We start from the raw sequence: 14,416 nt of genomic DNA on the forward strand, positions 1-14,416 counted from the left end.
ATGGGTTGCAGGCCGGGAAAGCCCTTCGCGTTAATACCCATGGATTTCAGATCAGCCGAAGCCCTTTGAAGCTGGCGTGGCCGTCTTTGCCGATGATGATGTGGTCGTGCACCGCTATCCCCAGCGGCTTTGCCGTATCGATGATGGTTTTGGTCATCTCGATATCGGCACGCGAGGGGGTAGGGTCTCCACTCGGATGATTGTGGATTAGAATCAAAGCTGTAGAGGAAAGTTCGAGGGCGCGGCGCACCACTTCGCGCGGGTAAACCGGCGTGTGGTCCACGGTTCCCTGACCCTGCACCTCGTCGGCGATCAGGACGTTGCGCTTGTCGAGGAACAGGATGCGGAATTGTTCGCGGGTTTCATGGGCCATGGCGGCATGGCAATAGTCGATGACCGAAGACCAGGAGCCGAGAATCTGCTTGTTGCGGAGTTCGCCTTTCAGCATGCGCTGGGAAACGGAGGCGACGAGCTTCAGATCGAGCGCCACGGCCTCACCCACGCCCTTCACCTCCTGCAACAGCGGCAGCGGCGCGCCGAGCACCCCGCCAAGGGTACCAAAGCGGGCGATCAACGCCTTGGCGATGGGTTTGGTATCACGCCTCGGTATCAGCCGGAAAAGCAGAAGCTCCAGCAGTTCGTAATCGGCAAGGGCGGTATCGCCGCCGTCGCGATAACGCGCCCGCAGCCTGTCCCGATGGCCGTGATAGTGTGCGATCTCCGCTTCCGGCTCCGCAACGGCTGCGGGGTGTTCCGAGGTCTTCTTCACCGCACTTCGCGGTTCGGCAAAGAAGCCGCGCTCATCCGTTCCGTCGAACAGATCGCCGTTTCCCGCCTGAAAGCCGGAGGTCGATGGAAGATCGGCGGAAGGCGGGGCAGGGCGTTTTGCCATGGCGGTCTGGCCTTATGCGAGTGGCGGCAGGCCCGGACGGTCAAAGCCGCCCGGCGACAGTGTGAAGATTTCGCAACCGGTCGCGGTTACGCCGACCGCATGTTCGTATTGTGCGGAAAGGGAGCGGTCGCGCGTTACTGCCGTCCAGCCATCGGAGAGTACCTTCACATGCGGCTTGCCGAGGTTGATCATCGGCTCGATGGTGAAGATCATGCCCTCGCGAATCTCCGGGCCTTCGTCCGGGCGGCCGTAGTGCAGGATATTGGGGGTGTCGTGGAACAGGCGTCCAACGCCGTGGCCGCAGAAATCTCGCACCACCGAGCAGCGTTCCGCCTCGGCATAGGCCTGAATAGCCGCGCCGATCGCGCCGGTGCGCGCACCCGGTTTCACTGCCGCAATGCCGAGCATCAGGCATTCATAGGTCACCTCCATCAGACGTTCAGCTGCGCGCTTGATCGTGCCAACCGGATACATGCGGCTCGAATCGCCGTGCCAGCCGTCCAGAATATAGGTCACGTCGATATTTACGATTTCGCCTTCACGCAGCGGCTTTGCGTCCGGAATGCCGTGGCAGACCACATGGTTGATAGAGGTGCAGACGGATTTCGTATAACCGCGGTAATTCAGTGTTGCCGGCAAAGCGCCATGGTCAGCGCCGAACTCGAAGACGAAACGGTCGATGGCATCAGTCGTCACACCCGGCTTGACGATTGCCGCCAGTTCGTCGAGGCAACGCGCCGTCAGCTGGCACGCCTTGCGCATCCCGTCGAAATCCTCAGGGGTATAAAGGCGGATGACGCCGGTATTCTTGAGGGGGGCGGAGGCTGCGTCGATATAGGTGACCATCATAGTGCTTTCTGTCTCTTTACGTCCCTGTTCATAAAACAGCCGGACGCCATTCGTCCATCTTAACCGTTCCCGTGACTGAAATTTGTGCCGGGGAAACGTCGCATTTCACCGCATAGGCCTCCACGCCGCGCGACATGGCTCGCTGAAACGCCAGCGCATAGACCGGATCCAGATCGTCGCAGATGCGCATCCGGTCGCAATCGTTGCGCTGAATGAGATAGAGCATCACCGCCCGGTGACCGGCCTCTGCTGCGTCGCCCAGCTCCTCCAGATGTTTGGCGCCGCGTTTGGTGGCGGTATCAGGGAATTCGGCCAGACCTTTTTCGCGCATGAAATGCACGTTTTTTACTTCCACATAGGCATCCGGCCGCCCAATTTCGGAAAGCAGGAAATCGATGCGGGAATTGCGGCCGTATTTCTGCTCGCGCCGGATCGTCGAATAGCCGGCAAGCTGCGGGATGCGGCCATTGAGGATCGCTTCTTCCGCGAGCCGGTTCGGCATGCCGGTATTGATGCCGACCACGGTGCCATCGGCCTCGACCATTTCCAGCATATGCCGATACTTGCGGGTTGGGCTGTCATGCTCGGACATCCAGATACGCGAGCCGGGCGTGGTCAATCCGCGCATGGAGCCGGTATTGGGGCAGGAGCCTGTAATCGCCGTGCCGTCCTCCAGAACGGCGTCGAAGAGGAAACGCTTGTAGCGGGCGATCAGCGTGGCGGGAACGAGTGGGGGCGTGAAGAGCATGTGGCCTGAAAGGTGAGAGGTGGGGGCTGGTCAGGACAGGATGTAGGTTCCGGGTGCATCACCGAGCACTGGTCGCTTGCCGTCTCCCGGCGCCCTTGCCTTTACCTTCTCGCCATTCTGGCTTTCGATCCAGTTTTGCCAGTGCACCCACCATGATCCCTTGTGGGCCGTGGCTGCGGTCTGCCAGGCATCGAAGTCTCCGGATGGTGATGCGCCTGTCCAATATTGGTATTTTTCGGATTGCGGCGGATTGACCACACCGGCTATGTGGCCGGAAGCGCCGAGCACGAATTCCACGGGGCCGCCGAACAGTGCCGCCCCCGTGAAGACCGATTTCGCTGGCGCGATATGGTCGTCGCGGGTGGCGAGATCATAGACGGGGATTTTTATGTCGCCGAGGTTGATCCGTTTGTCCGCCACGCGCATCAGCCCGCGGGCGAGATTGTTGTCGAGATAACAATTGCGCAGATAGAAGGAATGGCAGGCAGCGGTCACCCGGGTCGAATCTGAATTCCAGTAGAGGAGATCGAAGGGCAGGGGTTCCGTGCCGCGCAGATAATTATCGACCATATAGGGCCAGATAAGATCGGAGGCGCGCAGCATGTTGAAGACTGTGGCCATGATCGAGCCATCGAGATAACCGACGGCCTGCATGTGCCTGTCGAGCGCGGCGAGCTGGCCTTCATCGATGAAGACCTTGAGGTCGCCCGCATGGATGAAATCCGTCTGGGCGGCGAGAAGTGTGGCGCTGCGAATGCGCTCATTGCCTTCCTGCGCATGCAATGCCAGGGCCGAAGACAAAAGCGTGCCGCCGACGCAATAGCCGATGGCATTGATGTCCTTTTCGTCGGTTTGCTCCTCGATCGTGTCGAGGGCGAAATCGATACCTTCGCGGATATAGTCCTCCCAGCCCTTGTCGGCCAGCCTGGCGTCCGGGTTGATCCACGAGACCATGAACACGCTGTGACCCTGATCGAGACACCATTTAACGAAGGATTTCTGTGGGTTGAGATCGAGGATATAAAATTTGTTGATCCATGGCGGCACGATGAGCAGCGGCCGTTTGAAGGCCTTTTTCGTCGTCGGCGCGTAATGGATGATCTCGCAGAGCGGGCTTTTGGCAACCACCTTGCCTGATGTGATGGCGATGTTCTGGCCGATGACGAATTTGCTGTAATCGGTCTGGCGCAGTTTCAGATGGCCGTGGCCGGCCGCGACATCTTCGGCAAGCTGTGCCATGCCCTTGACGAGATTGGCCCCGCTGGACGCGACCGTCTCGCGGAAGACCTGCGGATTGGTGAAGACGAAGTTGGCCGGCGAGAGGGCTTCCGTCACCTGGCGCATGTAAAACAACGCCTTGGTGCGGGTGTGCTCGTCCAGCCCTTCGGCTTCCATAACCATCCGGTCGGCAAAACCGACGGTGGTCTGATAGGCTTTGAGGAGAAAATCGAAAAACGGATTGGCCTGCCAGTCCGCGTCGGCAAAACGCCTGTTCTTTCGCTCTGCCGGGCCGGTCTCCGCGGCCTTTTCCGAGCGGGAATCGGCATCTTCCGAAAACTGTGCCACGGATTTTGTCCACAGATCGAAATAGCTGGAAAGCAGGTGGGTCTGCGCTTCGAGTGAACGCTTCGGTTCTGCCATCCAGTATTCGGCGACATCGGAGAGCGTCTTGACGATGTCGGTCATCGGATCGGCGCTGGTCTGCGGAATTTCACCGCGTTCGCGGGGTGCCAGCCATTCGGACGCGGCTTTGCCGAGGTTTTCCAGCGCGCGGGCGATGTTGACCGCAAAGGCTTCCGGGTCGCGGATCAGGTAAGCCTCGGCGGATGTGGCGTCGAAACCGGGCGTTTTGCCACCCTTTTTCTCTGCCCCGCCGTCAACACCTGCCATGCGCTGTCCTCCACCAAATTTGTGTTTGCACATTCTGCATGAAAACGAATACAAGTTCCACCAGCAAGGGGAGGCCACGAAGAGCCGAACCGCAGTCGAATTCGATATCGGCGATATCCTTACAGGCGGAACATGACGATGGGCAAGCACATGGGTACATGGGGAAGATTTGCGGAAAACGCTGGAAGGATCGCCCTTCTTTCGCTTTCCGGCGCCATGCTCGTTACAGTACTTGCCGCCTGCAAGACCCCGGCACCGATCGTCGCACCGGCCCATATGCCCCACCCGCAAGCCCAAATCGTTGGCCCGCGCCCCGTCAGCGACAATGTGGTGAGCCAGAGACGCGATACCGGCACCTATCCAAGCTTTTCAGCACCGATTACGGCTGCCGGCAGCCAGATGGGGGATGACGAGGCGTCCAAAATGGAATCGAACCTGTCGCGCCTGGGTGCTGCACGCCGCAACGGCCAGATTTCGGAAGCTGAATACAAACGCCGAGTCGCGGAATTGCGGGCGCTTGGCGAAAACCAGAAGCCGGTTGCGACGCCTGTTACGCAGTAAGGTTCTTCCGTTCGTCGTTCTGGGGCCTTTACCGAGAATCGACAACCTGTGGATCTCGAGATTCGCTCGGCACAAGGCCGAGGATAACGGCAATCCTTGTGCTTCATTCTGTTACCAAGCCGTTTTCATAACCCCTTATTTACCGTGCCGTTGAACCATCTGCTTACTGAAGATGTTAAGCGGATGGATGCGCTTTGCCGCTTATGATGCGGTCATAACAAACAGGCCGCTGAAAAAGCGGTAGACAGGGTGAAATATCATGAGATGCATCGCTGCTTTGCTGGTTCTTGCCGGTTTTGCGCTCGCACCCGCGCAGGCGCGGGCGCCGTACATCAACATCGGAACGTCAGCGCCGCAGGGACGATGAAAAGTTGAAAAACGCCGGTCAGTCGTTTCCGGCGGCTTCTCTGAGCATATCGAGGTCCGGCACTGTGATATGACGGTTGTTCTCGATGCTGATCGTGCCTTCCTTGCGCAGCTTAGTCATTTGCCGGCTAACTGTTTCGATGGTGAGACCAAGGAAATCGGCTATATCTGCGCGCGATAGCGGCAGGTCGAACGTTGATTTATCGTCCTTTTCCGGATCGATATGCGTGGCGATCATATAAAGGAAGCTGGCAACCTTTTCCTGTGCCGATTTTCGGCCAAGTGTCAGCATCCAGTCGCGCGCCTCATCCAGTTCCTTCAGAGACTGGCTGTGAAGCTTACGTTCCATATCCGGCACTTCGGAAACCATGCGGTCGACGATGCGGCGCGGGAACAGGCAGATTTCCACATCGGTTGCGGCTTCCGCCGTCATCTTGCTTTCCGCCATGAACGGGCGGCCGAGAAAATCCGGTGCAAATTGCAGGCCGACGATCTGCTGGCGGCCATCCGACATCATCTTCGAGAGCTTCACCACGCCGTTGAGAATGTTGCCGTAGGAGCTGACGAGCTCCCCCTGGGCAAGCAGCTCGTTGCCCGCTTCCAGCTTCTTACGGCTGGAATGACGGTTGAGGTCGCAGAGCTGCTGCGGCGTCAACGTGCTGCAAAGACCACCGTGACGCGCCTCGCAGGAGCGGCATACGACGGGATATTCCGAATTGTGGATGGTCTTCTGTAGCGTGTCCATCAGCCTTTTCCGATGCTGGCTTTAAGGGCTGAATGCGACCGCAGGTGTAAAATCCGGTCTTTTCGAAGGCTTGCGCCGCGTAGTCGTCGCCCCCGCGTCTACTTTAGCAAGAACTTAAGGTGCAATTTGATTGAAGTCAAAGTTGCAAACTGTCGCAGCCGTTACTGAAGGGGAGGAAATCGACATTTTCTTGATAAAAGGCAAATCCGGGGATGAATACCGAACTTCTTCGCAAATATTCGGGCGCCGTGCCGCGTTACACGAGCTATCCTACCGCGCCGCACTTTCACGAGGGAATCGATAATGGCACCTATCGCCGCTGGCTCGGCGAGCTTGGCCACCGGAACCGGATATCGCTTTACCTGCATATTCCCTATTGCGACCGGCTGTGCTGGTTCTGTGCCTGCCACACCAAGCACACGCTGAAATACGAGCCGATTGCCGTTTATCTTGAGGCACTTAGGCGGGAGATAGAAGCCGTCGGCTCGCTTGTTTCCCCCGATGCAGTGGTCAGCGCGGTGCATTTTGGCGGCGGTTCTCCCACTATGCTGAGGCCTGAAGACATGGTGGGCCTGATGGACTGTCTAAGACGCCATTTCACCTTTGGTCTGGCGCCTGAAATCAGCGTGGAAATGGACCCGAACGATCTTGACGAAAGTCGTTATGACGCGCTTGCCGTCATCGGCATGACGCGCGCGAGCCTCGGTGTGCAGGACTTTGATGACAAAGTGCAAAAAACCATCAACCGGATTCAGACCTTCGAGCAGACGGAATCGGTGGTAGATGCCGTGCGGGCAAGGGGCGTTCACTCGGTTAATTGCGACATTCTCTATGGCCTGCCGTTCCAGACCTGCGAGACATTGCAACAGACGGTTGACCAGATCATCTCACTCGACCCCGACCGGATCGCGCTGTTCGGTTATGCGCATGTTCCGTGGATGAAAAAACACCAGTCGCTGATCCCTGAGGAGGCATTGCCAGATATTGCCGAGCGCTACCGCCAGATGACGATGGCGGCGGAGATGCTCGGCAAGGCGGGTTACAGGGCAATCGGGATCGATCACTTCGCCAAGCCCGCCGACACTCTGAGCCGCGCGGTCGAGACGGGGGAGCTGCGGCGGAATTTTCAGGGCTACACCACTGACACGGCTGATGCCCTGATCGGGCTTGGTGCATCCGCGATCGGCCGGTTGCCCCAGGGCTACGTGCAGAACATGGTGGCGACAGGGGAATATCAGCGGATGGTGGGCGAGGGTGGTTTCGCGGTTCTCAAGGGAATAGAATTGTCTGACGAGGATCACCTGCGCTCCTATGTCATCGAGCGGCTGATGTGCGATTTTTCGCTCGATCTGGGCGATTTGAAGCGGCGTTTCGGCAAGGCCAGCCATTCCGTCAGCATGGAGGCGCAGCTTTTCGCTGGCGGCGACAGGGACGGTGTGGTGCGGATGGATGGCGATGTTTTTGCCGTGACGGAGGCGGGAAAACCCTTTGTCCGTCATATCGCGGCAACCTTTGACGCCTATCTCGGCAGCGGACGCGGCCGTCATTCGGTTGCTGTTTAGGCAACAGTTTTAAGGCAAATTTCAAAGTTACGTCACGAAACCATTGGCTTTTTTGTGCGACTTGCCTATGTGGTGCGTCAGACAGGATATTTAATACGAACGACAATAAGGATTATGGGCGTGACAGCTACATTCGACAAGGTTGCCGACATTATCGCCGAAACCAGCGAAATCGACCGCGAAACCATTACGCCGGAAAGCCACACGATCGACGATCTGGGCATCGACAGCCTCGACTTTCTGGATATCGTTTTCGCCATCGACAAGGAATTCGGTATCAAGATTCCGCTCGAGCAGTGGACGCAGGAAGTCAACGAAGGCAAGGTTACCACCGAAGAATATTTCGTGCTGAAGAACCTCTGTGCCAAGATCGACGAATTGCGCGCAGCCAAGGGCTGAGGCGATAATGCCCGCTTCGAGCGGGCATTTCTTTTTCTGGACCTGACCTTCAGGGACGGGTCGTAACCGACCAGAAACGGGCCGGACGGATGCTGCTTGAATATTTTCAGATGATCGACAAGGTCGAAGCCGTGGATATGGCGACGCGCACATTGAAGGCGCGGTCTGTCGTTCCCGACAAAAGCCCGGTTTTCGAGGGACATTTCCCCGGCATGCCGCTGGTTCCGGGCGTGCTTCTGATCGAGACCATGGCGCAGGCTTCCGGCATGATGGTTCTGGCGTTCAGCGATTTTTCCGCCATGCCCTTCCTGATGTCGGTTGACGGCGCCAAGATGCGCACCTTCGTGGAGCCGGGCGCGGTTCTCGATATCGAGGCGGTGCTGGAACATGACGGTTCGGGTTTTGCAGTCACCAAGGCGAAGATCACTTGCGAAGGCAAGAAGGTCTGCGATGCGCAGCTGAAGCTCAGGACAATGCCTTTCAGCGAAATTCCGCTCGCGCCTATCGTCAGGAAGCGGGCCGAGGAAGTCGGCCTGATGGCGGCGATTGCCGCGGATGCGCAAAAATAAGCGCTTCCGCTGATGCCGGGAGACGGCATTTTTCCCCTAGACCCGGTTTTGATTCACGAAAATCGTGGGCTTGTGCTGGCGGATCGGGCCTTCACCATTGCCAATCCGCATCGCGCGCTTTATTCCGCAACGCATGGAGTGGTCGTTTGCGACCGCTGTTGGATAGCCGTGACCGCTTCAATAGGTCAGGCTGCAAAGGATGACAGACGATGAAATCTGACAATGATGTGGTGATAACCGGGGTCGGCATCGTGACCTGTCACGGCGTCGGCAGCCAGGCGCATCTTGCGCTTCTTTCGGGAACTGCGGCGCCGGCAACGGTGATCGAGACCGAAAAGTTCAAACCCTATCCGGTTCATCCCATGCCGGAGATCGACTGGTCCACGCAGATTGCCAAGCGCGGCGACCAGCGCCAGATGGAAAACTGGCAGCGTCTCGGCGTTTTTGCCGCCGGCCTCGCGCTTGATGATGCAGGGCTGAAGGAAAACCCGGAAGCCTGCGCTACCATGGACATGATCGTGGCTGCCGGCGGTGGCGAGCGCGACATCAATGTCGATACGCTGATTGTCGATGAGGCGCTGAAACGCAACGACCGCGAAGTGCTGCTCAACGAGAAGCTGACGACGGAATTGCGTCCGACCCTGTTTCTCGCCCAGCTTTCCAATCTGATGGCCGGTAACATCTCCATCGTGCATAAGGTCACAGGGTCCTCCCGCACCTTCATGGGCGAGGAAGCAGCCGGCATTTCCGCCGTCGAGACTGCGTTTCACCGTATCCGTTCCGGCGAATCCAGCCACGCCCTGGTGGGCGGCGCCTTCTCGGCCGAGCGCCCGGACATGATCTTACTGTTTGAAGCGATCGGCGCGCACGCGCAGGGCGATTGGCAGCCTCTGTGGTCGCGTGGCGGCCAGGACGGCGGCGGCATGATTTCCGGTTCACTGGGAGCCTTCCTAGTGCTGGAATCGCGCAAGCACGCCAGTGAACGCGGCGCACGCATCTATGCCCGCATCGACGCCATCGAGGGCGATCGTGGTAGCCGTGATGACGGCAAGATGGAAAAGCGCATGGAACGGCTGCTTGCCCCTGCAAAGGACAGTGCTGCGACCGTCGTGTTTTCCGGTGCGAGCGGTTACGACGCCGTGACGCAGCGTGAAAAGAATATTCTCGAAAAAGCTTTGCCGCAGGCCGTCATTCGCGGTTTCGGCGGTATCACCGGCCATGGACTTGAAGCACAGTTCCCGCTTGGGTTGGCGCTTGCCGCCCTGACGCTTGAAAGCGGCGCGAAGGTTCCTACTTTCGATGGCGCCGCGGAAAAGCCCATGGGCGAGGCGGCCAGCGAAGCGGTCGTCACCACCGTCGGCCATGTTCGCGGCGAAGGTGTCGCCGTTCTGTCCCGTGACGTGTGAGGAGAAAAGACCATGACTTCCAACTTCAAGGATCATCTCGGTCGCCCGATCGTTGCAGTCACCGGTATGGGCATCATCACATCGCTCGGGCAGGGTCTTGCCGATAACTGGGCGGCTCTGACTGCGGGCAAGTCGGGCATCCACAAGATCACCCGTTTCCCGACGGAGGGGCTTTCCACAAGGATCAGCGGCACCGTCGATTTCATCGACATCCCGGTTCCGAATTCCGTCGAGCGCTCTTATGCCTTTGCACGCGAGACAACCATTGAGGCTTTGGCGCAGGCCGGCATCTCGGGCGATTTCGATGGCCCGCTGTTTCTGGCTGCACCACCGATCGAGCCGGAATGGAGCGCCCGTTTCGAGCTTGCCGACCGGTCTCCTCCAGCCGCCCAGCCGGGTGATGCCTATGAACGGTTCCTGACGGCTTTCCGTCAACGTCCGGACCCGGCGTTTCAGGAAGCGGCTCTTTTCGGCGCGATTTCGGAGCGTCTTTCGGACCGCTTTGGTACACGCGGCCTGCCGGTCACGCTCTCGACGGCCTGTGCATCCGGCGCGACCGCAATCCAGCTTGGTGTCGAGGCTATCCGCCAGGGCCGCACCGAGCGCGCGCTGACGGTTGCGACAGACGGTTCGGTCAGCGCCGAAGCGCTGATCCGCTTTTCGCTTCTCTCGGCGCTGTCGACCCAGAATGAGCCGCCGGAAAAGGCATCCAAGCCGTTCAGCAAGGACCGCGACGGTTTCGTGATCGCCGAAGGTGCGGCAACGCTGGTGCTGGAATCGCTGGAATCGGCGATTGCGCGCGGCGCGAAGGTTCTCGGCATCATCAAGGGCGCCGGTGAAAAGGCGGATAGCTTCCACCGCACGCGTTCCTCGCCAGATGGCGGCCCGGCGATCGCGACGATCCGCGCCGCACTTGCGGATGCGGGTGTTGCTGAAAGCGATATCGGCTACATCAACGCCCACGGCACCTCGACGCCGGAAAACGACAAGATGGAATATGGCTCGATGCTTGCCGTCTTCGGCGAAGGCCTGAAAGACATTCCGCTGTCATCCAACAAGTCGATGATCGGCCATACGCTGACGGCGGCCGGCGCGGTTGAGGCGGTGTTCTCGTTACAGACCATGCTGACCGGCACCCTGCCGCCGACGATCAACTACAACAACCCCGATCCGACCATTTCGCTCGATGTGGTGCCGAATGTGAAGCGGGACGCGACGGTCAATGCCGTGCTTTCCAACTCCTTCGGGTTCGGCGGGCAGAATGCCAGCCTTGTCATGACGCGTGAACCGGCTTAACCGGTTCCGCCAGAAGACAGGGGCGTTTCCGGCCTGAACGAAGCCCGGGAACGCTCTCGCTGGTGTGACTACACATTCCGACCGCAAAACCGTTAAAGAGTTTTGCTGGAATTACTCTTGAGATAGACGCCTCCGGGCGAAGGACTAAAAACATGCGCGCTCTTCAACTCGTGGACGACCGGAAGCTCGAAAAAGTGGACCTGCCTGAACCCGATGCACCAGGTCCGGGCGAGGTGACGCTGCGCGTCAAGGCCGTGGCGCTGAACCACATCGACGTCTGGGGCTGGCGCGGCATGGCTTTTGCCAAGCGCAAGATGCCGCTGACGATCGGTGCTGAGGCTTCCGGCGTAGTGGAGGCCATTGGCCCGGGCGTTTCGAATGTGCTGCCTGGCCAGCTCGTCGCGATCTACGGCGCGCGCACCTGCGGGATCTGCAAGCCGTGCCGTGAAGGCCGTGACAATCTTTGTGAACATGTTCAGGGCGTGCACGGTTTCCATCTCGACGGCTTTGCGCAGGAAAAGATCAATATTCCGGCCCGCCAGCTCGTTCCGGCGCCGCATGGCGTCGATGCCATCGGCGCGGCTCTGGCGCCTGTGACCTTCGGCACGGTCGAACACATGCTGTTTGACAATGCCAAGCTGGAATCGGGCGAAACGATCCTCGTGCATGCCGGCGGTTCCGGTATCGGCACGGCGGCGATCCAGCTGGCCAAGAAGATGGGCTGCACCGTCATCACCACGGTCGGCTCCGACGACAAGATCGAACGGGCGAAGGCTCTGGGTGCCGATCACGTCATCAACTACCGGACCGACCGTTTCGAAGGCGTCGTGCGCAAGCTGACGAAAAAGAAGGGTGTAGACGTGGTGTTCGAGCATGTCGGCAAAGACACCTGGGCGGGATCGATGTTCTCGCTGAAGCGTGGCGGCCGTCTCGTCACCTGCGGCTCAACCTCAGGCGTATCGACCGATATCAACCTGATGATGCTGTTCCAGCAGCAGCTGAAGCTGCTCGGCTCCTTCGGTTGCCGCATGGAAAACATGGCAAACGCCATGCAGAAGATGGCGCGCGGCATCGTTCATCCTGTTATCGACACAGAAGTCACCTTCGAGGATATCGACCGGGCGCTAGAGCGCATGGAAACGCGCCAGGTATTCGGCAAAATCGTTCTGCGGATGGATTGACGCCTTGAAACTGTTCATTTCGCGGATCGTCCTGAAGCTGGACCATTTCCGGCAATGGCTGATTGCGACGTTTGCCTTCGGCCTTCTCAATCTGCTGAAGATATTTCCAGCTGACGCGGGAATTCGCGCTGCCGACAGGCTGGCGCGTTTCGTGGGGCCGAAAACCGGCCGCCACAAGCTGATGCTCTACAATCTGGCGCGCGCCTTTCCGGAGAAATCCGAAGAGGAGCGGCTTACCATCGCAATGGACAGCTGGGGCAGCATGGGGCGGCTTGCGGCGGAATATGTCTTTCTCGACAGGCTGTTCGATTTCGATCCGGAAAATAGCGAGCCGGGCCGTATCCGGGTCGAGGGTATTTCGACCTTTATCGAGCTTCGCGATAACCCGCGGCCCTTCATCGTATTTACTGCCCATAGCGGCAATTTCGAATTGTTGCCGGTGGCCAGTTCTGCCTTCGGTCTGGATGTGACGGTGCTGTTCCGGCCGCCGAATAATCCTTTCGTGGCCGACAAGGTGTTCAAGTTCCGCAAGGAACGCATGGGCAATCTCGTGCCGTCGCATGCCGGCTCTTCCTTCGCGCTTGCGCGGCAGCTGGAAAGGGGCGGCGGTGTCGGCGTGCTCGTCGACCAGAAGTTCGGCAAAGGCTTGACGACGAAGTTCTTCGGCCATGAGGTGCGCACCAACCCGCTTCTTGCCAAGCTGGTGCGGCAGTTCAATTGCGATGTCTATCCCGCCCGCTGCGTGCGTCTGCCTGATAACCGCTACCGGCTGGAAATAGAGCCGAGGGTTGAAATTCCGCGCGATGAAAAAGGAAATGTCGATATTCAGGCGACGGCGCAGCTTTTGAATGACAAGGTGGAAAGCTGGGTCCGCGAATATCCAGAACAATGGCTGTGGTATCACGACCGTTGGGACGTTAAACACCAGATCTGATTATTTGCAGCGCGGCCGAATTTCTAGTGATTTTTTACAGAATTCGGCCGTAAAATTGCGTTTTTAAGTATTTTTACTTATTAGTGGAACCTTATTTTTCGTTCATGGATTATCGAAATTGAAAAAATAGCAGTAGCTATGATATTTTAGAGATTAATCCCTGCGGCGGTCCTGCGTGTCGTTACGTCATTTTTTAATGCACAGACGCTACAATGAGGGGATAAGTGTCTATCCATTCGGATTGGGAGCGGGCTGTTTGCCCGTTCAGGGAGAGTTGGGTTGAAAGATTTGATTGAGCTGTTCTGGCTGCGTTATACGGAACTGCAATCAGCGGTTGGTAAGAACGAGGCCGACAAGATCGCAGTGCTGGAGCGTGAACTGGAGCTGCTGCTTGATCGGGTCATCGGGCGTAAGACCGGCAGTTCCGAGGACATTCGTGAGCAATTCCGTTTCGCCATCGACCTCCTTAATCACGAGGCGGAAGATCTCGGCTGCGTGCAGCGCAACTCCGATCTTTTGAGAACGCTGGTTGATCGCTATGTCGGCATGCCGCTCAAGGCAAAGGTGATCGGCGACGAGGACGAGGACATCCTGGAGTGGCATCACCGCCATCTCATTCTCGATGAGGATATGCTGAACGACCTCGATGAGCCGGTGGTCGTCGTCTCTCCCGGTTATCGGGTATCATTCGCCAATGGGATCGATGCTTTTCCGCGCAATACGCCGGAAGGGCCTTTGGGATGTCATATCGCCGAGCTTGTCGGAGTGCACCGTTTTCAGAACGATCTGCGGGAGAGGCTCGACAATTGCTTCAAGGGCGGTACGTCGAAATACACCTATGCCGAAGATCATGACGGCCATACGATCGTAAAATCGCTGGAAATGTCGCCCTGCTATTCCTCCAACTACAAGCTGGTTGGCGCAATGGTGGTCATCCGCGAAATCGCCGATCGCAGGCGCCGTCGCGCCACGGCATAAATTCACGGTTCGAACGCAAGCTTCGAGCCGTGTCCTTTTC

The 14,416-nt window shown here is 58.5% G+C and carries 14 protein-coding genes; 9 read left to right on the forward strand and 5 right to left on the reverse strand.

Features of this window, described 5'->3' with window-relative positions:
* Window positions 1-46: 46 nt before the first annotated feature.
* Genes radC through ACQZ45_RS01250 form a run of 4 tightly spaced genes read right to left on the reverse strand, consistent with a single transcriptional unit; the run spans window position 47 to window position 4,379 of the window.
* On the reverse strand, window positions 47-892 hold the full coding sequence (radC, locus tag ACQZ45_RS01235; protein WP_003515400.1) for a RadC family protein: 846 nt from the start codon (window positions 890-892) through the stop codon (window positions 47-49).
* A gap of 12 nt (window positions 893-904) precedes the next feature.
* A complete protein-coding gene (gene map, locus ACQZ45_RS01240; protein WP_025593534.1) occupies window positions 905-1,738 on the reverse strand; it encodes a type I methionyl aminopeptidase in 834 nt (277 codons plus the stop codon).
* 31 nt (window positions 1,739-1,769) lie between these two features.
* On the reverse strand, window positions 1,770-2,489 hold the full coding sequence (gene sfsA, locus ACQZ45_RS01245) for a DNA/RNA nuclease SfsA (RefSeq protein ID WP_112155014.1): 720 nt from the start codon (window positions 2,487-2,489) through the stop codon (window positions 1,770-1,772).
* A gap of 30 nt (window positions 2,490-2,519) precedes the next feature.
* Window positions 2,520-4,379: a class I poly(R)-hydroxyalkanoic acid synthase gene (locus tag ACQZ45_RS01250; RefSeq protein ID WP_113291747.1), complete on the reverse strand. Its 1,860-nt coding sequence runs from the start codon at window positions 4,377-4,379 to the stop codon at window positions 2,520-2,522.
* A gap of 138 nt (window positions 4,380-4,517) precedes the next feature.
* On the opposite strand from ACQZ45_RS01250, the gene ACQZ45_RS01255 reads away from it, so the two are divergent.
* On the forward strand, window positions 4,518-4,940 hold the full coding sequence (locus tag ACQZ45_RS01255) for a hypothetical protein (protein WP_003515396.1): 423 nt from the start codon (window positions 4,518-4,520) through the stop codon (window positions 4,938-4,940).
* Between the two features lie 385 nt (window positions 4,941-5,325).
* Here the strand turns inward: ACQZ45_RS01255 and fnrN are convergent, their stop codons facing one another.
* Window positions 5,326-6,051 (reverse strand): transcriptional regulator FnrN, encoded by a 726-nt coding sequence (gene fnrN / locus ACQZ45_RS01260; protein ID WP_448742121.1) that lies wholly within the window; start codon window positions 6,049-6,051, stop codon window positions 5,326-5,328.
* A gap of 212 nt (window positions 6,052-6,263) precedes the next feature.
* Here fnrN and hemN point away from each other — a divergent pair, with 212 nt between their 5' ends.
* The 8 genes from hemN (at window position 6,264) to ACQZ45_RS01300 (ending at window position 14,376) form a co-directional block, all read left to right on the forward strand.
* Complete coding sequence (gene hemN / locus ACQZ45_RS01265; RefSeq protein WP_113291746.1) at window positions 6,264-7,613, forward strand: oxygen-independent coproporphyrinogen III oxidase; 1,350 nt, start codon at window positions 6,264-6,266, stop codon at window positions 7,611-7,613.
* Window positions 7,614-7,727: 114 nt separating this feature from the next.
* Window positions 7,728-8,012, forward strand: a complete 285-nt coding sequence (locus ACQZ45_RS01270) for an acyl carrier protein (RefSeq protein WP_019566223.1) — start codon at window positions 7,728-7,730, stop codon at window positions 8,010-8,012.
* Between the two features lie 89 nt (window positions 8,013-8,101).
* The gene (locus ACQZ45_RS01275; protein ID WP_019566224.1) at window positions 8,102-8,581 is read left to right on the forward strand and encodes a hotdog family protein; all 480 of its coding nucleotides are present in this window, start codon (window positions 8,102-8,104) and stop codon (window positions 8,579-8,581) included.
* Window positions 8,582-8,790: 209 nt separating this feature from the next.
* Window positions 8,791-9,987, forward strand: coding sequence for a beta-ketoacyl-ACP synthase (locus ACQZ45_RS01280; protein ID WP_003515391.1), 1,197 nt, complete (start codon window positions 8,791-8,793; stop codon window positions 9,985-9,987).
* 12 nt (window positions 9,988-9,999) lie between these two features.
* On the forward strand, window positions 10,000-11,283 hold the full coding sequence (locus tag ACQZ45_RS01285; protein WP_003515389.1) for a beta-ketoacyl-ACP synthase: 1,284 nt from the start codon (window positions 10,000-10,002) through the stop codon (window positions 11,281-11,283).
* Window positions 11,284-11,435: 152 nt separating this feature from the next.
* Window positions 11,436-12,464, forward strand: coding sequence for a zinc-binding dehydrogenase (locus tag ACQZ45_RS01290; RefSeq protein WP_003515388.1), 1,029 nt, complete (start codon window positions 11,436-11,438; stop codon window positions 12,462-12,464).
* A gap of 4 nt (window positions 12,465-12,468) precedes the next feature.
* Window positions 12,469-13,398: a lipid A biosynthesis lauroyl acyltransferase gene (locus ACQZ45_RS01295; protein ID WP_162736191.1), complete on the forward strand. Its 930-nt coding sequence runs from the start codon at window positions 12,469-12,471 to the stop codon at window positions 13,396-13,398.
* A gap of 279 nt (window positions 13,399-13,677) precedes the next feature.
* The gene (locus ACQZ45_RS01300; RefSeq protein ID WP_003515385.1) at window positions 13,678-14,376 is read left to right on the forward strand and encodes a hypothetical protein; all 699 of its coding nucleotides are present in this window, start codon (window positions 13,678-13,680) and stop codon (window positions 14,374-14,376) included.
* Window positions 14,377-14,416: the final 40 nt, after the last annotated feature.

The sequence above is a fragment of the Agrobacterium sp. 16-2014-1-2a genome, assembly GCF_053522705.1.

What these genes read in the sequence shown, in the direction of transcription:
- radC (WP_003515400.1), bottom strand. Translation starts at nt 892, where the DNA reads ATGGCAAAACGCCCTGCCCCGCCTTCCGCCGATCTTCCATCGACCTCC.
- map (WP_025593534.1), bottom strand. Translation starts at nt 1,738, where the DNA reads ATGGTCACCTATATCGACGCAGCCTCCGCCCCCCTCAAGAATACCGGC.
- sfsA (WP_112155014.1), bottom strand. Translation starts at nt 2,489, where the DNA reads ATGCTCTTCACGCCCCCACTCGTTCCCGCCACGCTGATCGCCCGCTAC.
- ACQZ45_RS01250 (WP_113291747.1), bottom strand. Translation starts at nt 4,379, where the DNA reads ATGGCAGGTGTTGACGGCGGGGCAGAGAAAAAGGGTGGCAAAACGCCC.
- ACQZ45_RS01255 (WP_003515396.1), top strand. Translation starts at nt 4,518, where the DNA reads ATGGGCAAGCACATGGGTACATGGGGAAGATTTGCGGAAAACGCTGGA.
- fnrN (WP_448742121.1), bottom strand. Translation starts at nt 6,051, where the DNA reads ATGGACACGCTACAGAAGACCATCCACAATTCGGAATATCCCGTCGTA.
- hemN (WP_113291746.1), top strand. Translation starts at nt 6,264, where the DNA reads ATGAATACCGAACTTCTTCGCAAATATTCGGGCGCCGTGCCGCGTTAC.
- ACQZ45_RS01270 (WP_019566223.1), top strand. Translation starts at nt 7,728, where the DNA reads ATGGGCGTGACAGCTACATTCGACAAGGTTGCCGACATTATCGCCGAA.
- ACQZ45_RS01275 (WP_019566224.1), top strand. Translation starts at nt 8,102, where the DNA reads ATGCTGCTTGAATATTTTCAGATGATCGACAAGGTCGAAGCCGTGGAT.
- ACQZ45_RS01280 (WP_003515391.1), top strand. Translation starts at nt 8,791, where the DNA reads ATGAAATCTGACAATGATGTGGTGATAACCGGGGTCGGCATCGTGACC.
- ACQZ45_RS01285 (WP_003515389.1), top strand. Translation starts at nt 10,000, where the DNA reads ATGACTTCCAACTTCAAGGATCATCTCGGTCGCCCGATCGTTGCAGTC.
- ACQZ45_RS01290 (WP_003515388.1), top strand. Translation starts at nt 11,436, where the DNA reads ATGCGCGCTCTTCAACTCGTGGACGACCGGAAGCTCGAAAAAGTGGAC.